This window comes from Nocardioides houyundeii (genome assembly GCF_002865585.1).
Taxonomy (GTDB): Bacteria; Actinomycetota; Actinomycetes; order Propionibacteriales; family Nocardioidaceae; genus Nocardioides; species Nocardioides houyundeii.
In genome coordinates, this window is record NZ_CP025581.1 from 1,436,088 (window position 1) to 1,455,303 (window position 19,216).

A 19,216-nucleotide genomic window follows, 5' to 3' on the forward strand; every position below is an offset into this window, starting at 1 on the left:
GTGTTATACCGGTGCTAATGTCGTGATGTGGATCACAGGCAGGCGGCCATCCGGGTCTCGGACGACGAGTTCGACCGGCTGCTGGCCGAGGACGGGCGGATCGAGCCGCGGGACGCGATGCCGCAGGGCTACCGCGACACCCTGGTGCGCCAGATCGCCCAGCACGCCCACTCCGAGATCATCGGCATGCAGCCCGAGGCCAACTGGATCAGCCGGGCCCCCAGCCTGCGCCGCAAGGCGGTGCTCATCGCGAAGGTGCAGGACGAGGCCGGACACGGTCTCTACCTCTACGCCGCGGCCGAGACGCTCGGGGTCTCCCGCGAGGAACTGCTCGACAAGCTGCACCGGGGTCAGCAGAAGTACTCCTCCATCTTCAACTATCCGACCCTGACCTGGGCCGACGTCGGAGCCATCGGCTGGTTGGTCGATGGTGCCGCCATCGTCAACCAGGTGCCGCTGTGCCGCTGCTCCTACGGCCCGTATGCCCGCGCCATGGTCCGCGTCTGCAAGGAGGAGTCCTTCCACCAGCGGCAGGGCTTCGAGATCCTGCACACCCTCACTCGGGGCACCCCGGCCCAGCGCGACATGGCCCAGGACGCCGTGGACCGCTACTGGCGTCCCAGCCTGATGATGTTCGGACCGCCCGACGACGCCTCGCAGCACTCTGCCCAGTCGGCGGCGTGGGGGATCAAGCGCTTCTCCAACGACGAGCTGCGCCAGCGCTTCGTCGACATGACCGTCCCGCAGGCGCAGGCGCTGGGGCTCACGCTGCCCGACCAGGAGCTGAGGTGGAACGAGGAGCGGGGGCACTTCGACTTCTCACCCGTCGACTTCACCGAGCTCCGCGAGGTGATCGCCGGGCGGGGACCCTGCAACGCGCAGCGCCTGGAGCACCGGGTGCGCGCCCAGGAGGACGGCGCCTGGGTGCGGGACGGGGCCGCGGCGTACGCGGCGAAGCAGGCGGCGCGGGCTCCCGGTGCAGCATGAGCGCCTGGACCGAGCCGCTGTGGGAGGTCTTCGTGCGCTCCCGGCGCGGGTTGTCCCACGTGCATGCCGGGTCCCTGCACGCCCCGGACGCCGAGATGGCGCTGCGCAACGCCCGTGATGTCTACACCCGTCGCCAGGAGGGGGTCTCGGTCTGGGTGGTCCCGTCCGCGGCCATCACCGCGAGCAGCCCGCAGGAGAAGGACTCCTTCTTCGACCCCGCCGCGGACAAGGTCTACCGGCACCCGACCTTCTACGACGTGCCGGAGGGGGTCGAGCACCTGTGAACGCAGCGTTGGCGCGCTACGTGCTGGCCCTGGCTGATGACGCGCTGGTCTCCAGCCAGCGCCTGGCCTGGTGGATCAGCCGCGCCCCCCAGCTGGAGGAGGACGTCGCCCTGGCCAACATCGCCCTGGACCAGCTCGGACAGGCACGCTCGCTGCTGTCGTACGCCGCAGAGCTCACCGGCCGAGCCGGGGGAGAGGACGAGCTGGCCTACCTGCGGGAGGAGCGCGAGTTCCGCAACGTCTGCCTGGTGGAGCGTGCTCAGACGGACTTCGGGGTGACGATGGCCCGCCTGCTGTGCCTCTCCACCTGGCAGCACGTGCTCTACGCCGAGCTGGCGCGACAATCCGACGACATGCTCGCCGCCATCGCAGCCAAGGCCGTCAAGGAGGTCGCCTACCACCGGGACCACGCACAGCACTGGGTGGTCCGGCTGGGGGATGGGACCGCGGAGTCCCACCGGCGCATGCAGGCGGCGCTCACGGCCGAGTGGCCCTGGGTGCACGAGCTCTTCGACGACTCCTGGCTGGACCCCGGACTGGCCGCGACAGGGACCGTGCTGGCCCCCTCCACCCTGCGCGAGCAGGCCAGTGCCGAGATCGAGGCCGTGGTCGAGGCGGCGACCCTGACGCTGCCCACGGACCCCGACGCGGTCTCCCGGGGCCGCCACGGCCTGCACACCGAGCAGATGGGCTTCCTGCTCGCCGAGATGCAGCACCTCGCACGCTCCCACCCGGGGGCGACGTGGTGAGCGCCCCCGCCACGGGACGAGGCTCGCGGCCCTGGGCGCTGGCCGCGACGGTGGAGGATCCCGAGCTGCCCGTGGTGACCATCGGGGACTTGGGCATCCTGCGCGACGTCACCGAGGACGACCAGGGGCGGGTCCACGTGCAGATCACCCCGACCTACTCCGGCTGCCCGGCGATGGAGTCCATCCGCGAGGACCTGATCGAGGTGCTGAGCCGCTCCGGCTACCGCAGGGTCTGCGTGGAGCTCGTGCTGGCGCCCGCCTGGACCACCGACTGGATGACCGACGCGGGGCGCCGCAAGCTCGCCGAGCACGGCATAGCCCCGCCGGCCCCGCGGGGACCGGTCCTGGTCCCGGTGTCGGTGCGCTGCCCGCTCTGCGGGAGCCTGGAGACCCGGGAGTCCAGCCGCTTCGGGTCGACGGCGTGCAAGTCCCTGTGGGTGTGCCTCTCCTGCGGCGAGCCGTTCGACCACTTCAAGACTCTGTGATGGCCCTGTGATGGCCCGGTGATGGCCCGTCCCCAGGCGAGCGTGCACCCGCTGACCGTGGCCCGCGTCGACCCGCTCACCGACGAGGCGGTGGCGATCACCTTCGAGGTTCCCGACGACCTGCCGGGGGACTACGCCTTCGTGGCCGGCCAGCACCTGACGATCCTGGGTCCCGACGACGTGCGCCGCTCCTTCTCGTTGTGCTGCGCGCCGTCCAGCGGCACGCTGCGCATCGGCGTCAAGCGTCTGCCCGGTGGCGTCTTCAGCGACCAGGTGGTCAGCACCCTGCGCCCCGGGGACGTGCTCGAGGTGATGACGCCGGCGGGACGGTTCGTCGCGGAGCCGGACCCGTCGCGCAAGGCGTCGTACGTCGCCATCGCCGCCGGCTCGGGCATCACCCCGGTGCTCTCCATCGTCACCGCCCTGCTGGAGGGGGAGCCCGGCTCCACCGTGACCCTGCTGTGCGCGAACCGGACCGCGGCCTCGGTGATGTTCCTCGACGAGGTGCACGACCTCAAGGACGCCCATCCCACCCGGCTCCAGGTCCTGCACGTGCTCTCCCGGGAGGCCCGGGACGCGACGCTGCTGTCCGGTCGGCTCGATGCGGCCCGGCTCGCGCAGCTCCTGGCGGCGTTCGTCGACTCCGCCGCGGTCGACGACTGGTTCCTGTGCGGCCCGCAGCCGATGATGACCGAGCTGCGCGCCCTGCTGGTGGCCCGGGGGACGGGTCGGGTGCACGTGGAGCTCTTCCATGCCACCGCGCCGAGCGGCGAGCCGGCGCGCGGTGGGAGGCTGGCGCAGGTGGCCACCCCCGACGGCTCGGCCCGCGTGGTGGCCCACCTCGACGGACGCGCCAGCGAGATCGACCTCCGCCCGGACGGGCCCACGGTGCTGGACGCCATGGCGACCGTGCGCGGCGACCTGCCCTTCGCGTGCAAGGGAGGCGTGTGCGGCACCTGCCGCGCCAAGGTGGTCCAGGGGACGGTCGCGATGGACCTCAACTACGCGCTGGAGCCCGACGAGGTGGCAGGCGGCTACGTGCTGACCTGCCAGTCACACCCCACGGCGACCCGCGTGGTCCTGGACTACGACGCCTGACCCGCCGACCGCCAGCAGCAGCCCCACGGCGATGCCGGGCCACCAGCCCGGACGCACGCCGTCGCCCAGCAGGGCCAGCCCCACCAGCGCCGGGACGAACGTCTGGGCGGTGATGAGGGGCGCGGTCGCGGCGGAGACCGCACCGCGCTCCAGGGCCGCGGAGTACAGCCAGAACGCCAGCAGGCCCAGTGCGGGGACCAGGAGCGCGGCCAGCACCATGGGCGCCTGGAGCGGCCACCCCACGCCTCGGACGGCGATGGCGGAGCCGGCGTACCCCAGCCCGGCCAGCCAGCCCAGCATCGCGCCGCTGCCGCTACCCCCCAGGCGGCCCGACAGCACGAGCAGGCACGTGGCCAGTGCCAGGATGCCGGAGAACCACCAGTTGGTGACCACGTCCCCGGGCTGGCCGGACGAGTAGGCCAGCAGCAGCAGGCCTGCGGTGATGGCCGCCACGCCCGCCCAGGCCTGCCGGCCCAGCCCCTCGGAGAGGCGGCGCGAGGCGAGCGCCGTGACCGGGAGCGACAGCGAGATCGTCGCCTGCGCGAGGTAGAGGGGGAGCAGCCAGATGGAGACCGCGTGCAGGACGAAGCCGAGGAGGTAGGCCACGACCACGGCCAGCAGCAGCGGGTCGCGGATCCCCGCATGGACGAAGGCACCGAGGCCGTCGGCGGCCGTGGTGCCCCGCCGTACGGCATGGGCCTGGACCACCGCGGAGACGCCGAAGAGGGCCGCGGCCAGCAGCCCGGCGACCAGCCCCCACGTCATAGCGGATCCGCCGTCGCGATCAGCGGTAGCGCTCGGGCAGCGTCTGGCCGATCTTGACCTGGGTCTTGGGCAGCCGCATGAAGCGGATCTGCAGGGCCCGCATGATGGCGTAGTACGTCGTCCCCTTGGTCGACTCGCCGGGGAAGCGGGCCGCCAGCTCGCGGCGCAGCCTGAAGCGCAGGAAGAAGGCGTCGAGCACGATCAGCATCAGGGCCCCGAACAGCAGGGTGTTGCCCGTGCTGACCAGGTAGGGCTTGCCGGACCAGCCGAGGATCAGGGTCACCAGCATCACCGGCAGCATCAGCTCCATGAAGGAGAAGCGGGCATCCACGAAGTCGCGGACGAAACGGCGCATCGGGCCCCGGTCGCGCGCCGGCAGCTGGCGGTCGTCGCCGGACTTGGTGGCGCCGCGCCCGCCCTGGCCGGACTCGGCGCGGGCCGCGCGCTGGGCAGCTGCCAGCTCCTTGCGGGTGCGAGGCACCTTGGCCTTGGCCCGGGCCGCCGCCTCCGCCTCCTTGCGGGTGGGCGTGGGACGCCCCTTGGCGCCGGGCCTCTCGGGTGCCGCAGCGGTCTGCGGGACCGGCTCCGAGGTGGTGGAGGGGGAGTCGGACTTGCTGCGACGGAACAACGCGGGGCCTTCGGACGAAGCGGCGGGTGAACGCGCAAAGCCTACCTTCTCCGGGCAGGTCGCCTCTTGTCTCGCCCCGCTTGGGGTTTGGTCATAGGGTGAGTTGCACAGCACACGACCAGTACAAGGGAGGGGCCCGCCCCGATGAGTCTCATGAAGCGCATCAGCCTGATCTTCCACTCGAAGGCGAACTCGGCGCTGGACCGGGCCGAGGACCCCCGACAGACGCTCGACTACAGCTACCAGCGCCAGCTCGAGCTCCTCTCCAAGGTACGCCGCGGCGTCGCGGACGTGGCGACGAGCCGCAAGCGCGTGGAGCTCCAGGTCAACCAGCTCGAGCAGCAGGCCAACAAGCTGAGCGCCCAGGCCCAGAAGGCCATCGAGATGGGTCGTGAGGACCTTGCTCGCGAGGCCCTCACCCGCAAGTCCGGGCTCGCGACCCAGATCAACGACCTCAAGACTCAGCACGCCAACCTCCAGGGCGAGGAGGAGAAGCTCACCCTCGCGCAGCAGCGACTGCAGGCCAAGGTCGAGTCGTTCCGCACCCGCAAGGAGACCATCAAGGCCACCTACACCGCGGCGGAGGCCCAGACCCGCATCGGCGAGGCGATGTCCGGCATCGGCGAGGAGATGGGCGACGTCGGCCTGGCCATCCAGCGGGCCGAGGACAAGACCGCCCAGCTGCAGGCCCGGGCGGGCGCCATCGACGAGCTGATCAGCTCCGGCGCCCTCGACGACGTCTCTCAGGTCGGCGGGAGCGACGACATCAGCCGCGAGCTCGACGCGATGAGCTCGCAGTCCGACGTGGAGTCCGAGCTCGCCCGCCTCAAGGCGGGCAAGACCCCCGAGGCCCTCGAGGCCGGCGACATCCTGGCCGAGGAGCCGCGCCGCACCAGCACGGAGGGTCAGTCCTGATGATCGTGCGCATCCTCGGTGAGGGGCAGTTCGACGTGGCCGACGAGTCGCTGGAGCAGCTCAACCAGCTCGACTCCGCCCTGGAGACCGCGATCGAGGCGCTCGACGAGGTCGCCTTCGCCCGGACGCTCGAGGCCCTGCTGGCCGGGGTGCGCGAGCTCGGGGTCCCGCACCAGGCCGACAGCCTCGACGAGTCCGACCTGATCCTGCCCATGGCCGACGCGACCCTGGACGAGGTCAAGGGCATGCTCAGCGACGACGGACTCATCCCCGGCTGACATGGCCCACTCGCGCTTCATCAAGGACAACGGGCTGGTCGCCCGCATGGGCCTGGTCATGTTCCTGCTGGGCGCGCTGCTGGTGGGGCTGGTGGTCGTGCTGATCTACCTGTTCCCGAACTTCGCGGTGCTCATCGCTCTCGGCGGCATCGGCATCGCCTTCTACCAGTGGTGGAGCTCGGACAAGGTGGCGATGCGCGCCATGAGGGCCCGCGAGGTCACCCCGGAGCAGGCGCCCGAGCTGCACGGGATGATCGACCGACTGTGCGCCATGGCGGACATGCCCAAGCCTCGGGTCGGGATCGCCGACCTGGACATCCCCAACGCCTTCGCCACGGGACGCTCACCCCAGCGGTCGGTGGTCTGCGTAACCACCGGGATCCTGGGCAAGCTGAACGCCGAGGAGCTCGAAGGGGTGCTGGCCCACGAGCTCTCCCACGTCGCGCACCGTGACGTGCTGGTCATGACCGTCGCCTCGTCGGCCGGAATCGTGGCGGGCATGATGACCAGGGGCGCCCAGTTCGGCGGCCTGACCCGCAACCGCAGCAACGGCAACAACGGGGGAGCGGCCGCTGCGTTCGCCATCGCCCTGCTCGTCAGCCTGGTCGTCTACGCGGTCAGCTTCCTGCTGATGAGGCTGCTCTCGCGCTATCGCGAGATGGCGGCGGACCGCGCGGGGGCCTACCTGACCATGAACCCGGCGGCCCTCGCCTCGGCGCTGCAGAAGATCACCGGAGAGATGTCGGCGATCCCACAGCGCGACCTCCGGGGCGCCCAGGCGATGAACGCCTTCTTCATCGCCCCCGCCGTCAGCGGTGCCTCCCTCAAGACCCTCACCGCGACCCACCCGTCGTTGGAGCAGCGTCTCGAGCAGCTCGCCCGGATCCAGGCCGAGCTCGGCCGCCCGATAGGCTGAGACGTGGGACTGTGGGATGCGGTGCTGGGCCGGACCAGACCGAAGGCCCCTGACCTCGACGCGCTGTTCCTGGTGCCCAGCGCCTCCATGACGCTCCAGACGGCCGCCGGGTTCGAGCCCACCGGCACTGGTTCGGTGTGCTACCGCGCCACCGCCGGGGCAGCCTTCGCCCAGACCCAGCGCGAGGTCGTCGAGCTGCTCGAGGCGGACCCCCAGGCCCCGGCGGTCCGCACCACCCAGGACTCCTACGGCTACACCTGGCTGGTCGTGGACGGCCAGCCGAACGACCTGGCGGGGCTGTGCACCGGACTGCACGCGGTCAACTCCAGCCTGGAGGCCCAGGGCTTCGGCGGCGGCTTGCTGTGCACCATGGTGCCGTTCGCGGACGCCACGGGCCGAAGCGTCGGGCTGGTCTACCTCTACAAGCAGGGCACGTTCTACCCCTTCGCCCCCGTGCCGGGTGAGCACCGCCGGGACAACCTCCTCGAGCTCCAGCTGCGCGACCAGCTCGCGGGCGAGCTGCCGATGGAGAAAGACCTCCAGAGGTGGCTCGCTGTGTGGGATGCTCCGGGACTGTGACCAGCCCCACCGATGCCCGGCTCCATGACCTCGAGACCGCCGGCGCCCTGACTCCGGCGCCACGACCTCGGCTCGACGCGCTGACCGGCCTGGCGGCCCGACTCGCGGGCGTGCCTGCCGTCGCCGTCGACGTCGCCTCGGCCCAGGGCTGGGCCACCCTGTCCGGACCGGCCCAGGACCAGCGGCCCGGCATGCACGTGGTCGCGGAGCTTCCGCTGGTCTCCGACGGTGCGCAGGTGGGGGTCCTCCGCGTGCTCGACGGCTCGCCCCGAGAGCTCGACGAGGGCGTGGTCCAGGATCTCTCCGTGCTGGCCGACGGCGTGGTGGGCGCCCTGGAGTCCGAGGCGCTCGCCCACCAGGCCTTCGAGGCACGGGAGGGTGCGGCACGGTCGCAGGAGCAGCTCACCCAGGTGCTGGGCAAGGTCGCCCACGACCTCAACAACCCGCTGGCGGCGGTGGCGATGTCGCTGGAGATCGCCCGCGACCAGGTGGACGAGGGCTCCCAGGCACTCCTGGCCTCGCTGCTGGACCGCGCCGGCAGCAGCGCGCTGCGGATGAAGCGGATGACCTCCGACCTGCTCTCCTACGCGCAGGATCCGGTCGCCGGGCTGACCGACCTCCAGGCCGAGGTGGAGCGGACGCTCGGTGATCTCGAGGACGTGCTGGCCGGTCAGGTGCGGGTCTCGGGAGCCCTGCCGACGGTCGTGGGAGACCCCGGGGCTCTCCGGGTGGTGCTGGTGTCCCTGATCGAGAACGCGCGCAAGTTCACCCACGACGGCGTCGAGCCCCAGGTGGAGATCTCAGCCGAGGACCTGGGTGGCCAGTGGCGGATCAGCGTCCTCGACAACGCTCGCGGCATCCCGGCCGAGGAGTGCGAGCGGATCTTCGACCCGATGGTGCGCCTGGACAAGAAGGTCCCCGGGCTCGGACTGGGTCTCTCCACCGCCCTGCGCATCGTGACGGCGGCAGGGGGCCGGATGGGGGCCGCCCCGCGTCCCGGCGGAGGCAGCGAGATCTGGTTCACCCTGCCAGCAGCCGGGCGACCCGCGGGGTCCGTGATCGTCGCGGACTAGGATCCGAGCATGACGACGATCGACCTCCCCCTTCTTCCGCTGGGCAAGGGGCGCGACCTCGGAGCCGAGCGCGGGGTCGAGTGCCCCGGCGACCTGCCGGCGGCCTCGGACCCGGACCTGGTGGCACGCGCTGCCGCAGCCAAGGCGGCCCTGGGGGACCGGGTCTTCGTGCTGGGCCACCACTACCAGCGCGACGAGGTCATCGCGTTCGCCGACGTCACCGGCGACAGCTTCAAGCTGGCCCGGGACGCGGCCGCCCGACCCGCGGCCGAGTTCATCGTCTTCTGCGGCGTCCACTTCATGGCCGAGTCCGCCGACATCCTCACCTCGGACTCCCAGAAGGTGATCCTCCCCGACCTCGCCGCCGGCTGCTCCATGGCGGACATGGCGCGCCTGGCCCAGGTCGAGGATGCCTGGGACGCGATGGCCGACGCCGGCATCCAGGACAGCGTCGTGCCGGTGACCTACATGAACTCCTCTGCCGACATCAAGGCGTTCTGCGGGCGCAACGGCGGGGTCGTGTGCACCTCCTCCAACGCCGATGTCGCGCTCGAGTGGGCGTTCGACCAGCGGCCCGAGGCTCCCGGCGGCGCCAAGGTGCTGTTCCTCCCCGATCAGCACCTGGGTCGCAACACCGCCGTGCTCAAGATGGGGTTCTCGCTGGGGGACTGCGTCGTGTGGGACCCGCTCCTGCCCGGCGGAGGGCTCACCCCGGACCAGCTGCGCGACGCGCGCGTCATCCTGTGGCGCGGTCACTGCTCGGTGCACGGCCGGTTCACCGAGGAGGTCGTCGACGAGCTGCGCGCCAAGCACCCCGGCATCAACGTGCTGGTGCACCCGGAGTGCCGCCACGAGGTCGTGCTGAAGGCCGACCTGGTGGGTTCCACCGAGTTCATCATCAAGACCATCGAGGCGGCGGCGCCGGGTTCCACCTGGGCCATCGGCACGGAGCTGAACCTGGTCAAGCGTCTTGCCGACGCCCACCCGGACAAGAACATCGTCTTCCTCGACCGCAACGTGTGCTTCTGCTCCACGATGAACCGGATCGACCTGCCCCACCTGGTCTGGGCGCTGGAGTCGCTGGTCGCCGGCGACGTCGTCAACCAGATCGACGTCGACGACGAGACCGAGGAGTGGGCGCGCGTCGCGCTGCAGCGGATGCTGGACCTGCCGGGGAGATCGCACCGCGACTGAGGGGCCGAGCCTGCAGGGTGCCGGGGTTGGGCCGGCTCTCAGTCGCAGTTGTCGCAGATCCCCGTCGAGGGCAGCACCATGAAGCACCTGGGGCAGACCGGCGCGGCCACCGGCTCGGGCTTGCGGGCCGCGGGACGGGCCGACGACGTCTTCGCGGCGCGCGGCGACGAGCTGGTCCGGCCGGCGCGAGCCGTCGCCGGTCGCTGGGGCGGGAGAGCCGGCTGGCCCCCGTCGGGCGGCAGCTCGGCCCCGTGGGTGCGATAGCACTCGAGCCGCTCCTGGGCCGCGTGCTGCTCCACGTCGGTGACCACGTCGCCCCGGACGGCGGCGACCGTGTCGGCGTACCAGTCGCTCATCCGGCCGTCGGGGCCGACGCACAGCGACCCGAGCAGCGGCTCGCGTCGGCGCACGCAGTCCTTGGCGACGCGGTAGAGCACGTCGCCGACCCACTGGCTCGCCGGCTGGCGGTTCCTGATCCGGGTCCGCTGCTGCACGGCCTCGCCGAGCTCCGACACGGTGATCACCGCGTGGTACTCCCGAGCCACGTCTGCGAGCAGGTGCCGGGCGGCGAGCGCCCAGGTCTCGCGGACGGTCTCTGTGTCGAGCGTGCGGGCCTCGATCCAGGGAACGTCGTTCACCCCACGAATCTAACCTGCGCCCGGCGGGGCGCAGGCACTGGCCTCGTCCCGCTCAGAGCAGGGCGCCGTGGTGCAGGTACGGCGTCGGGGGCTTCAGGCCCCGAAGGCCGAGGTAGCCCCGGGTGCTCAGGGAGAGCCCGGCCGCCATGCCCACGTCCACCGCCCACTGGTTGGCGGCGGTGACGTGCGAGAGGGTCGTCTCCGCGGTCGGGCAGGACAGGAAGGTGTGCCAGAGCAGCCTGGTGGCGGTACGACGGCTGGAGGCGGCGAGCACGGCCACCTGCCCCGCCTCGTCGGCGTAGACGTAGCCCCGCCCGCTGCTGCGGTCGAGCACCTGGAGGTTGTGGGTCTCACGCAGGAACTCGTGGTCGCGTCCGTGCGCGGCGCCCCGGGCGGACCGGTCCAGGGAGTCCATCCACTCCTGGTCTCCGGAGGTGCCGCCGCGCACGTGGCTGATCTCCGGGGCCTGGCTGAGGTCGAGCGGTCCGCTGAGCGTCATCTGGGGATGCAGGTCGAAGCCGGCCGCCTTGTAGCGTCGCGCGGCGCGGGGATCCACCGAGGCCGAGAGCATCCCCCGCAGACACCCGCGGGAGTGCGTCAGCGCGGCCTCCAGCAGGGCCTTGCCGATGCCTCGTCCCTGGCGGTCGCTGGCCACGGCGTAGGAGGCGAGGAACCAGGTGCTCTCTCGCCGGAAGGACGTCGCGAACCCGGTCATCGAGTGGTTCTCCTCCGCGACCCAGCAGCCGGCCGGGTCGTCCTCGACGAACCGCAGGGTGCGCTGCACCCAGAGACGGGCGCGCTGCGGCGAGCGCAGCCGGGGGGCGGGGGAGTCCAACGTGGCCAGGGAGCCCTCGAGCTCGACCAGGGTGTGGGCGAAGAGACGCTCCGCCACGGGCACGTCGTCGGGGCGCATCGGTCGCACCACGACGTCCATCGGTGGGGTCGTGCGGTGGAGGCCCATGGGCACGCATCGTATGGGTGCTGGGACGTGGAGGGGGCAGGATGTGCCCATGCGAGTGCTGATCGCCCCTGACAAGTTCGCCGGAACCCTGACCGCGGTGCAGGCGGCCGAGGCGATGGCCGCGGGCTGGGCGCGGCACGCGCCGGGCGACGAGGTGGACCTGGCGCCGATGGCGGACGGAGGTCCGGGGTTCGTGGACGTCCTTCACGCCTCCCTCGGCGGCGAGCTGCTGGCAGCCTCGGTCTCGGGGCCCTTCGGCGAGCAGGTCCCGGCCTCGATCCTGCTCCTCGACGGTGTCGCCCACCTCGAGTCAGCGCAGGCGTGCGGGCTGCACCTGGTCGGCGGCGGGGATCCCGAGCTGGCCTCGACCCTCGGGGTCGGTGAGCTGGTCGCCGCGGCGCTCGAGGCCGGGGCGCACCGAATCGTGGTGGGCCTGGGCGGGTCGGGGACCACGGACGGCGGGGCGGGTCTCCTCGCGGCGCTGGGCGCCACCGCGGATCGACCGCTGGACCAGGGACCCCGAGGTCTGACCGGCATCACCCGAGTCGACCTGAGCCGGCCCCGGGAGGCGCTGGACGGGGTGGAGCTGGTGCTGGCCAGCGACGTGGACAACCCGCTCACCGGGCTGTTCGGGGCGGTCAAGACCTACGGGCCCCAGAAGGGCGTCGCCGAGGACCGGATGCCGGCCCTGGACGCTGCCCTGGAGCGGTACGCCGAGGTGTGCGACCGGCGGCTCTCGTTGGAGCCCGGAGCCGGTGCCGCGGGAGGGCTCGGCTACGCCCTGCTGCTGCTGGGTGGCAGCCGGGAGCCGGGCATCTCGCTGGTGGCCCGGGCGGTGGACCTCCCCGGACGCGCCCGGCGTGCGGACCTGGTGCTGACGGGCGAGGGCGCCTTCGACTTCTCCAGCAGGGCCGGGAAGGTGCCCTACGGGGTGGCCGAGATCGCCGCGGAGGCGCTGCGCCCTTGTGTGGCGCTGGCGGGGCAGGTGCTCGTCGGGGCCCGGGAGATGCGCGCGCTCGGGATCGAGTCGGCGTACTCGGTCGTCGAGCTGATCGGGGAGGACCGGGCGTTCGGCGCTCCGGGCGAGGCGCTCGCGGAGCTGGCCGAGCGCGTGGCCCGCACCTGGTCGTCCTGAGTCGGCGGACCTGTGGAATAACCGGGTCTGTGAGAGCATTGGGGTCGGTAACAACCGCGACCTATCCCCACGGGAGATCACATGACCGAGCAGGTCGAGACCACCGAAGAGCGACGCACCGACCAGATCAACCTGAGCCCCGTTGCGGCCGCCAAGGTCAAGAGTCTCCTCGAGCAGGAGGGTCGCACAGACCTGGCGCTGCGGATCTCGGTGCAGCCCGGTGGCTGCTCCGGTCTGAGGTACCAGCTCTTCTTCGACGAGCGCACCCTGGACGGCGACGTCACCACCGACTTCGACGACGTCACCGTCGTCGTCGACCGGATGAGCGTGCCCTACCTCAACGGCGCGATGATCGACTTCGTCGACTCCATCGAGAAGCAGGGCTTCACGATCGACAACCCCAACGCGACCGGCTCCTGCGCGTGCGGCGACTCGTTCCACTGAGTCGGCGTTCCACCGAGTCACCCGTGACGTGAGAGAAGCCCCCGCCGAGCAGGCGGGGGCTTCTTCATGTCCGGCGTACGGACACGGGGTCAGTCCAGGTGCAGGTGCATCGCGTTGGCGATCCGGGCCGCTGCCGCGCTGACCTGGATCTCCCGCTTGGGCACCTCGCGTGGATAGTCCGCGAAGTGGATGCTCGGTGCCGGCCGGACTGCTGCCCTGGCCACTCCTTCCAGGCGGAGGGAGGACACCACCTGGCGCGCGTCGGCACTCATCTCGGTGGGTGTCGAGAGCTCGTCGTAGGGGAGGTGTGAACCTGGTATAGAAGCGGTCATGGCCCGACGCTAAGGGTTACCGATTGGTACTTGTAGCGCAACTCGCTAGTAGTGTGCCCAGACATGTCGCTGCTCATCGCGGGATCCGTCGCCACTGACCACCTGATGTCCTTCCGGGGCACTTCTCCGACTCGCTGGTGGTGGACCAGCTCGACAAGCTGTCGGTCTCCTTCTTGGTCGACGACTTGGAGGTGCGGCGCGGGGGAGTCGCGGCCAACATCTGCTTCGGACTGGGCAACCTGGGGTTGACCCCGGTGCTCGTCGGCGCGGTGGGTGAGGACTTCGCCGAGTACCGCGCCTGGCTGGAACGGCACCGGGTGGACTGCGACTCCGTCCACGTCTCCCAGACCCGTCACACCGCCCGTTTCGTGTGCACCAACGACAGCTCGATGGCGCAGATCGCCTCGTTCTACCCCGGCGCGATGAGCGAGTCCCGGGAGATCGAGCTCAAGCCGATCGTGGACCGCGTGGGGGAGCCGGACTACGTGCTGATCGGGCCGGACGACCCCGACGGGATGCTGCGCCACACCGACGAGTGCCGGCAGCGCGGCTACCGTTTCGTCGCCGACCCCTCCCAGCAGCTGGCCTTCGGGGACGGCGTCCTGATCCGGCAGCTGATCGAGGGCGCGCACATCCTGTTCTCCAACGAGTACGAGGCCTCGCTCATCATGCAGAAGACGGGGTGGAGCGAGGCGGAGGTGCTGTCCCGGGTCGGGACCTGGATCGTCACCCTGGGTGCCCGCGGGGTGCGCGTGCAGGCCGAGGGCGTCGAGACCATCACCGTCAGCGCCGTGCCGGACGTGGTGCCGCTCGAGCCGACCGGTGTCGGCGACGCGTTCCGAGCCGGGTTCCTCGCCGCCCTGACCTGGGGGCTGGGCCACGAGCGGGCCGCGCAGCTGGGCTGCCTGCTCGCCGTGCACGTGGTGGAGCGGGTCGGCACCCAGGAGTACGTCCTGTCCGGCGAGGCCTTCCTGGCACGCTGCGAGAAGACCTACGGCGTCGAGGCCGCCGCCGACATCGCCCCGCACCTGCGCACCCTGCATCCCTGAGGGCGCCCCGCGCGCAGCAGCCTCAACCGGTACGTCGCACCAGGTAGCGCGGCACCTGCTCGTCGGTGAGGTCGCTGCCCAGGTACTCCTGGCCCCGCATCCGGCACCAGGCGGGTACGTCGACCCGTGCTGCGGGGTCGCGCGCCACCACGGCCACCACCTGACCGACCTGCACCTGGTCCAGGTGGCGAGCCAGCTCGATCACGGGCATCGGGCAGAGCAGGTCGCGGCAGTCGAGCTCCAGGTCCGGGGGGACGATCACAGCCCCACCTCGGTCCGCAGTCGCTCCAGCACTTCGGGGAGCGCCGAGAGCAGGGCCTCCACGGCCCGACTGTCCGCGGAGCGGCCCAGCGAGAGCCGCACGTTGCCATGGGTCAGCGCACCCATGGCCGCCAGCACGTGGGAGGGGGCCAGCGTGGAGGCCGTGCACGCCGACCCGCTGGCCACCCCGAAGCCGAGACGGTCCAGCTCGGTCACCAGCCTCTCGCCCCCGACGTAGAGGCAGGAGAAGGTCACCAGGTGGGGGAGTCGCTGCGACGGCTCACCGACCACCTCGACGTCCGGCAGGGCCCCCACGCCCGACCGCACCCGCTCCACGAGTGCGGACTGCCGCGCCCCCAGCTCCTGCTGCTCTGAGACCATGGCCTGGAGCGCGGCAGCCGCGGCCAGCGCGGCCGGGATGTTCTCGAAGCCGCTGGAGCGCGGGTCGACCCGGTCGTCCTCGGGGAACGGGTTGCGCCAGCGCGCCCCCTTGCGCACCAGCAGCAGACCCACCCCCGCCGGTCCACCCCACTTGTGGGCCGAGGCCGCCGCCGCGGCCCAGCCGTCGGGCAGCGGCAGTCGACCGGCGCTGGCGCAGGCGTCCACGAAGAGCGGCACCTCCCCGAGCTCCTCGGCGATCCCGGCCACCGGGTGCACGGTGCCGACCTCGTGGTTGGCGTGCTGGACCGCAGCCACGGCCACCGGGGCGGCCGACGCCCCCAGGGCGGTGCGCACCGCATCACGGGTCACCTGCCCGGTGGTGGTGACGGGGACCTCCACGGTCGGGACGCCCGCCCAGCGCAGAGCGTGGTGCACCGCCGAGTGCTCCACCGCGGAGTGCAGCACCGTCGACCCGTGGCGGGCCCGGGCACGGTGCAGGCCGAGCAGCCCCCGATGCACTGCCTCGGTGCCGGAGGAGGTGAACGTGACCTCGTCAGGGCGCAGCTGCAGGGACTGGGCGACGACCTCGCGGGCGTTGTCCAGGAGCAGTCGAGCGCGTCGCCCGTCGTGGTGCAGCCGGCGGGGATCGGCGTACCCCTGGTCGAGCGCCGCCAGCAGGACGTCACGGGCAGCCGGGTGCAGGGGCTCCGACGACGCGGCGTCCAGCCCGGTACGAGCTTCGGCACTCACGGCTCAGAACTTAGCCCAGACCCGAGTGCGCGGAACCGGCATGACCCACCACGTGACCGACGGCGTGCTGCCAGTAGTGTGGGGGTCATACGTGAATGCCCTAGAGAGAGGCTCGTCCGTGGGTCTGAACATCCCCTCGCGCGCGGCTGCACCCGGCAAGCGGGTCGCGACGGCCGTGCTGCTGGGTATCGCCCTGCTCATGCTGGGCGCCTGCTCCGCTGAGGAACAGCAAGAGTGGAAGAACCTGGCGATGCCGTCCCCTGTGACCGAGCAGGGGCCGCACATCTTCGATCTCTGGAGGTGGGCATGGGTGGCTGCGCTGGCTACCGGCGTCATCGTCTGGGGTCTGATCTTCTACGTCATCTGGCGGTTCCGCCGTCGGCACCAGGACGACGTCCCGGTGCAGACGCGCTACAACCTGCCGCTGGAGATCTTCTACACGATCGCCCCGATCATGATGGTGGTCGTCTTCTTCTACTGGACCGTCAACGTCCAGAACGAGGTCACCGAGGTCAAGAGCGATCCCGACGTGGTGATCGACGTCGTGGGCCAGCAGTGGTCCTGGACGTTCAACTACACCGAGGAGGGCGAGGACGGCAGGACGCCGTACACGGTCGGCACGGTCGGTGAGCGCCCGCTGCTGGTGCTCCCCGTCGACCAGACGGTGCAGTTCAACCTGCACTCGCCCGACGTGAACCACTCGTTCGGCGTTCCGGCCTTCCTCATGAAGCTCGACGTCATCCCCGGTCGGGTCAACAAGTTCCAGGTGACCCCCTCCGAGCTCGGCACGTACGCCGGCAAGTGCTTCGAGTACTGCGGCGTCTCGCACTCGAGGATGCTGTTCAACGTCAAGATCGTGAGCGAGACCGACTACCAGGCGCACCTTGCCGAGCTGGCCGCGCGGGACGACGTGGCCGACGAGCCGCTGCTCGGCGGCTCCGACGCATACACCCAGGCCGGGCTCGACAGCGGGCAGGACGACGTGGAAGAGGGCTTCCCGGCTGAGGACGACGACGAAGAAGGAGGCCAGGAGTGACTGCCACCCAGGCCCGCCCGGAGATCCTTGCTCCGGAGGGCAAGCAGCACCAGCTCGGCCAGCAGGTCGTTCGCATGCTCACCACCACCGATCACAAGCTGATCGGCAAGATGTACCTCGTCACCTCGTTCATGTGGTTCATCCTTGGTGGCCTGATGGCCATGGTGATCCGCTCGGAGCTGGCGTTCCCCGGACAGCAGGTCGTCAACGACGAGCTGTACAACCAGCTGTTCACGATGCACGGCACGATCATGCTGCTGCTGTTCGCGACGCCGCTGTTCTTCGGCTTCGCCAACATGATCATGCCGATCCAGATCGGCGCGCCCGACGTGGCCTTCCCGCGGCTGAACATGTTCAGCTACTGGCTGTTCCTCTTCGGCGGCCTGATCGCAGCCTCGGGGTTCCTGACCCCTCGGGGGCCGCTGACTTCGGCTGGTTCGCCTACGTCCCGCTCTCGGACTCGGTGCGCTCGCCCGGTGCCGGTGGTGACCTGTGGGTCATGGGTCTCTACCTGGCCGGTCTCGGCACGATCCTCGGTGCGGTCAACTTCATCACCACGATCATCTGCATGCGGGCGCCCGGCATGACCATGTTCCGGATGCCGATCTTCGTCTGGAACACCCTCATCACCAGCATGCTCGTGCTGATGGCGTTCCCGATCCTGGCTGGTGCGCTGCTCTCGCTCGAGGCTGACCGGATGCTCGGGGCCCACGTGTTCGACCCCTCGCACGGGGGGCCGATCCTGTGGCAGCACCTGTTCTGGTTCTTCGGGCACCCCGAGGTCTACATCATCGCGCTGCCGTTCTTCGGGATCGTCTCCGAGATCATCCCGGTCTTCAGCCGCAAGCCGATCTTCGGCTATGTGGGCCTGGTCGGCGCCACGCTCGCCATCGCGGTCCTGTCGGTCGCCGTCTGGGCGCACCACATGTTCGTCACCGGTGCGGTGGACCTGCCGTTCTTCTCCGGGATGACGTTCCTGATCGCGGTGCCAACCGGAGTGAAGTTCTTCAACTGGATCGGCACGATGTGGGGTGGGTCCGTCTCGTTCGACACCCCGATGCTGTGGACGATCGGCTTCCTGACCACGTTCCTGTTCGGCGGTCTGACCGGGGTCATCCTGGCCAGCCCCCCGCTGGACTTCCACGTCTCGGACTCCTACTTCGTGGTCGCGCACTTCCACTACGTGGTCTTCGGCACCGTGGTGTTCGCGATGTTCGCGGGCTTCTACTTCTGGTGGCCCAAGATGACCGGACGGATGCTCGACGAGCGGCTGGGCAAGCTGCACTTCTGGCTGCTCTTCATCGGCTTCCACACCACGTTCCTGGTCCAGCACTGGCTGGGTGTGGAGGGCATGCCCCGGCGCTACGCCGACTACCTGCCGCAGGACGGCTTCACCACGCTCAACCAGATCTCCACCGTGGGTGCCTTCCTGCTGGCCTCCTCCACGCTGCCGTTCCTCTACAACGTCTACCAGGCACGCAACTCGCCGCTGGTCGACATGGACGACCCGTGGGGCTGGGGACGGTCCCTGGAGTGGGCGACCTCGTCGCCCCCGCCGCGGCACAACTTCACCAGCGTTCCCCGGATCCGGTCCGAGTCGCCGGCGTTCGATCTCCACCACCCGGAGATCGCGGCGTTGGAGCTGGAGGAGAACGACGCCGAGCGTCAGGGCGGCGTCGCCGACGCCCCCGACGTGGATGGGCGCAAGGAGATGCTCGAAGAGCGCATCGGCGAGAACATCGCGGACGACAAGGATGGTGACGCTCGATGAAGGCCGAAACTTGGATCTTCGCGATCACGGCAGTCTTCTTCACGCTCGTGGCGCCTGCCTACTGGGTGATCACGCACGACTGGACCGGCACCTCGGCGCTGACCATGACTGCCCTGCTGGCGCTGATGATCTCGTTCTACCTGGGCTTCCACGCCCGTCGGATGGACCCGCGTCCTGAGGACCGCAAGGACGGCGAGATCGCCGACGGTGCCGGCGAGCTGGGCTTCTTCCCGCCCTACTCCTGGTGGCCGCTGTGGTGCGCCCTGCCGCTGGCCCTGGCGATGTACGCGATCGCCCTGGGTGCTTGGTGGCTGCTCATCATCGCTGCCGGCCTCGGCATGATCGCGCTGTGCGGATTCGTGTTCGAGTACTACCGCGGAGAGCACGCGCACTGATCGCGGGCCAGCACTGCTGGCCTGGATCGTCCCGGATGCCCGGGTCCACGCAGAGATTGCGTGGGCCCGGGCATCCGGCATTTCGGGCCGGCCCCGGGCAGGAAGCGAGGCC

Annotated in this window: 23 protein-coding genes and 1 pseudogene; 17 read left to right on the top strand and 7 right to left on the bottom strand. The window is 70.8% G+C overall.

From position 1 onward, the window contains the following. Positions 1-27 precede the first annotated feature (27 nt). From paaA to C0R66_RS06980, 5 genes are read left to right on the top strand one after another with little or no spacing between them, the layout of a single operon-like run. Positions 28-987 (top strand): 1,2-phenylacetyl-CoA epoxidase subunit PaaA, encoded by a 960-nt coding sequence (gene paaA / locus C0R66_RS06960; protein WP_101524092.1) that lies wholly within the window; start codon positions 28-30, stop codon positions 985-987. Beyond that, on the top strand, positions 984-1,271 hold the full coding sequence (paaB, locus tag C0R66_RS06965; protein WP_101524093.1) for a 1,2-phenylacetyl-CoA epoxidase subunit PaaB: 288 nt from the start codon (positions 984-986) through the stop codon (positions 1,269-1,271). Before paaA ends, paaB begins: the two co-directional genes overlap by 4 nt. Further along, positions 1,268-2,020 (top strand): 1,2-phenylacetyl-CoA epoxidase subunit PaaC, encoded by a 753-nt coding sequence (gene paaC, locus C0R66_RS06970; protein ID WP_241901605.1) that lies wholly within the window; start codon positions 1,268-1,270, stop codon positions 2,018-2,020. Before paaB ends, paaC begins: the two co-directional genes overlap by 4 nt. Beyond that, positions 2,017-2,505 carry a 1,2-phenylacetyl-CoA epoxidase subunit PaaD gene (gene paaD, locus C0R66_RS06975; RefSeq protein ID WP_101526095.1) on the top strand — a complete coding sequence of 163 codons (489 nt, stop codon included), beginning with the start codon at positions 2,017-2,019 and terminating at the stop codon, positions 2,503-2,505. The genes paaC and paaD overlap by 4 nt, the downstream gene beginning before the upstream one ends. A gap of 21 nt (positions 2,506-2,526) precedes the next feature. Further along, the gene (locus tag C0R66_RS06980; protein WP_101524094.1) at positions 2,527-3,603 is read left to right on the top strand and encodes a 2Fe-2S iron-sulfur cluster-binding protein; all 1,077 of its coding nucleotides are present in this window, start codon (positions 2,527-2,529) and stop codon (positions 3,601-3,603) included. Here the strand turns inward: C0R66_RS06980 and C0R66_RS06985 are convergent. After that, positions 3,559-4,368 carry a hypothetical protein gene (locus tag C0R66_RS06985; RefSeq protein WP_101524095.1) on the bottom strand — a complete coding sequence of 270 codons (810 nt, stop codon included), beginning with the start codon at positions 4,366-4,368 and terminating at the stop codon, positions 3,559-3,561. The two genes, C0R66_RS06980 and C0R66_RS06985, sit on opposite strands and share 45 nt — an antisense overlap. A 19-nt stretch (positions 4,369-4,387) precedes the next feature. Next, positions 4,388-4,996, bottom strand: a complete 609-nt coding sequence (locus tag C0R66_RS06990; RefSeq protein ID WP_101524096.1) for a DUF3043 domain-containing protein — start codon at positions 4,994-4,996, stop codon at positions 4,388-4,390. A 144-nt stretch (positions 4,997-5,140) separates the two neighbouring features. Here C0R66_RS06990 and C0R66_RS06995 point away from each other — a divergent pair, with 144 nt between their 5' ends. Genes C0R66_RS06995 through nadA form a run of 6 tightly spaced genes read left to right on the top strand, consistent with a single transcriptional unit; the run spans position 5,141 to position 9,951 of the window. Next, positions 5,141-5,911: a PspA/IM30 family protein gene (locus C0R66_RS06995; protein WP_101524097.1), complete on the top strand. Its 771-nt coding sequence runs from the start codon at positions 5,141-5,143 to the stop codon at positions 5,909-5,911. Further along, on the top strand, positions 5,911-6,189 hold the full coding sequence (gene pspAA, locus C0R66_RS07000; protein ID WP_101524098.1) for a PspA-associated protein PspAA: 279 nt from the start codon (positions 5,911-5,913) through the stop codon (positions 6,187-6,189). The genes C0R66_RS06995 and pspAA overlap by 1 nt, the downstream gene beginning before the upstream one ends. A 1-nt stretch (position 6,190) precedes the next feature. Further along, positions 6,191-7,105, top strand: a complete 915-nt coding sequence (gene htpX / locus C0R66_RS07005; RefSeq protein WP_101524099.1) for a zinc metalloprotease HtpX — start codon at positions 6,191-6,193, stop codon at positions 7,103-7,105. Positions 7,106-7,108: 3 nt separating this feature from the next. Beyond that, entirely contained in the window at positions 7,109-7,684 is a 576-nt protein-coding gene (gene pspAB / locus C0R66_RS07010; RefSeq protein ID WP_101524100.1) for a PspA-associated protein PspAB, read from the top strand. Then, positions 7,681-8,757, top strand: coding sequence for a sensor histidine kinase (locus C0R66_RS07015; protein ID WP_101524101.1), 1,077 nt, complete (start codon positions 7,681-7,683; stop codon positions 8,755-8,757). The genes pspAB and C0R66_RS07015 overlap by 4 nt, the downstream gene beginning before the upstream one ends. A gap of 9 nt (positions 8,758-8,766) precedes the next feature. Beyond that, on the top strand, positions 8,767-9,951 hold the full coding sequence (gene nadA / locus C0R66_RS07020) for a quinolinate synthase NadA (RefSeq protein ID WP_101524102.1): 1,185 nt from the start codon (positions 8,767-8,769) through the stop codon (positions 9,949-9,951). A gap of 38 nt (positions 9,952-9,989) precedes the next feature. On the opposite strand, the gene C0R66_RS07025 is transcribed toward nadA, so the two are convergent. Together C0R66_RS07025 and C0R66_RS07030 are read right to left on the bottom strand one after the other, a co-directional pair. Further along, on the bottom strand, positions 9,990-10,589 hold the full coding sequence (locus C0R66_RS07025) for a hypothetical protein (protein ID WP_101524103.1): 600 nt from the start codon (positions 10,587-10,589) through the stop codon (positions 9,990-9,992). A 52-nt stretch (positions 10,590-10,641) separates the two neighbouring features. Continuing rightward, a complete protein-coding gene (locus tag C0R66_RS07030) occupies positions 10,642-11,550 on the bottom strand; it encodes a GNAT family N-acetyltransferase (RefSeq protein WP_241901606.1) in 909 nt (302 codons plus the stop codon). Positions 11,551-11,599: 49 nt separating this feature from the next. On the opposite strand from C0R66_RS07030, the gene C0R66_RS07035 reads away from it, so the two are divergent. Beyond that, entirely contained in the window at positions 11,600-12,685 is a 1,086-nt protein-coding gene (locus C0R66_RS07035) for a glycerate kinase family protein (protein WP_101524105.1), read from the top strand. Between the two features lie 81 nt (positions 12,686-12,766). Beyond that, on the top strand, positions 12,767-13,129 hold the full coding sequence (erpA, locus tag C0R66_RS07040; RefSeq protein WP_101524106.1) for an iron-sulfur cluster insertion protein ErpA: 363 nt from the start codon (positions 12,767-12,769) through the stop codon (positions 13,127-13,129). 89 nt (positions 13,130-13,218) lie between these two features. On the opposite strand, the gene C0R66_RS07045 is transcribed toward erpA, so the two are convergent. Continuing rightward, positions 13,219-13,401, bottom strand: coding sequence for a hypothetical protein (locus tag C0R66_RS07045; RefSeq protein WP_241901607.1), 183 nt, complete (start codon positions 13,399-13,401; stop codon positions 13,219-13,221). Between the two features lie 200 nt (positions 13,402-13,601). Here C0R66_RS07045 and C0R66_RS07050 point away from each other — a divergent pair, with 200 nt between their 5' ends. Beyond that, positions 13,602-14,510 carry a carbohydrate kinase family protein gene (locus tag C0R66_RS07050; RefSeq protein WP_338418219.1) on the top strand — a complete coding sequence of 303 codons (909 nt, stop codon included), beginning with the start codon at positions 13,602-13,604 and terminating at the stop codon, positions 14,508-14,510. Between the two features lie 22 nt (positions 14,511-14,532). Here the strand turns inward: C0R66_RS07050 and C0R66_RS07055 are convergent, their stop codons facing one another. Beyond that, entirely contained in the window at positions 14,533-14,772 is a 240-nt protein-coding gene (locus C0R66_RS07055) for a sulfurtransferase TusA family protein (RefSeq protein WP_101524108.1), read from the bottom strand. Further along, the gene (locus C0R66_RS07060) at positions 14,769-15,902 is read right to left on the bottom strand and encodes a cysteine desulfurase family protein (RefSeq protein ID WP_199286846.1); all 1,134 of its coding nucleotides are present in this window, start codon (positions 15,900-15,902) and stop codon (positions 14,769-14,771) included. Before C0R66_RS07060 ends, C0R66_RS07055 begins: the two co-directional genes overlap by 4 nt. A gap of 118 nt (positions 15,903-16,020) precedes the next feature. Here C0R66_RS07060 and ctaC point away from each other — a divergent pair, with 118 nt between their 5' ends. From ctaC to C0R66_RS07075, 3 genes and pseudogenes are all read left to right on the top strand, one after another. After that, on the top strand, positions 16,021-16,938 hold the full coding sequence (gene ctaC / locus C0R66_RS07065) for an aa3-type cytochrome oxidase subunit II (RefSeq protein WP_241901608.1): 918 nt from the start codon (positions 16,021-16,023) through the stop codon (positions 16,936-16,938). Continuing rightward, positions 16,935-18,709: pseudogene (ctaD, locus tag C0R66_RS07070) on the top strand (aa3-type cytochrome oxidase subunit I). Before ctaC ends, ctaD begins: the two are co-directional and overlap by 4 nt. Further along, positions 18,706-19,104 carry a cytochrome c oxidase subunit 4 gene (locus tag C0R66_RS07075; protein ID WP_101524110.1) on the top strand — a complete coding sequence of 133 codons (399 nt, stop codon included), beginning with the start codon at positions 18,706-18,708 and terminating at the stop codon, positions 19,102-19,104. The pseudogene ctaD and the gene C0R66_RS07075 overlap by 4 nt, the downstream one beginning before the upstream one ends. The last annotated feature ends 112 nt before the right edge of the window (positions 19,105-19,216 follow it).

Bases quoted from the DNA above. Each gene is read 5' to 3' on its own strand.
- paaB (WP_101524093.1), top strand. From the start codon at position 984: ATGAGCGCCTGGACCGAGCCGCTGTGGGAGGTCTTCGTGCGCTCCCGG.
- C0R66_RS06980 (WP_101524094.1), top strand. From the start codon at position 2,527: ATGGCCCGTCCCCAGGCGAGCGTGCACCCGCTGACCGTGGCCCGCGTC.
- C0R66_RS06985 (WP_101524095.1), bottom strand. From the start codon at position 4,368: ATGACGTGGGGGCTGGTCGCCGGGCTGCTGGCCGCGGCCCTCTTCGGC.
- C0R66_RS06995 (WP_101524097.1), top strand. From the start codon at position 5,141: ATGAGTCTCATGAAGCGCATCAGCCTGATCTTCCACTCGAAGGCGAAC.
- pspAA (WP_101524098.1), top strand. From the start codon at position 5,911: ATGATCGTGCGCATCCTCGGTGAGGGGCAGTTCGACGTGGCCGACGAG.
- htpX (WP_101524099.1), top strand. From the start codon at position 6,191: ATGGCCCACTCGCGCTTCATCAAGGACAACGGGCTGGTCGCCCGCATG.
- nadA (WP_101524102.1), top strand. From the start codon at position 8,767: ATGACGACGATCGACCTCCCCCTTCTTCCGCTGGGCAAGGGGCGCGAC.
- C0R66_RS07030 (WP_241901606.1), bottom strand. From the start codon at position 11,550: ATGGGCCTCCACCGCACGACCCCACCGATGGACGTCGTGGTGCGACCG.
- C0R66_RS07035 (WP_101524105.1), top strand. From the start codon at position 11,600: ATGCGAGTGCTGATCGCCCCTGACAAGTTCGCCGGAACCCTGACCGCG.
- erpA (WP_101524106.1), top strand. From the start codon at position 12,767: ATGACCGAGCAGGTCGAGACCACCGAAGAGCGACGCACCGACCAGATC.
- C0R66_RS07045 (WP_241901607.1), bottom strand. From the start codon at position 13,401: ATGAGTGCCGACGCGCGCCAGGTGGTGTCCTCCCTCCGCCTGGAAGGA.
- C0R66_RS07075 (WP_101524110.1), top strand. From the start codon at position 18,706: ATGAAGGCCGAAACTTGGATCTTCGCGATCACGGCAGTCTTCTTCACG.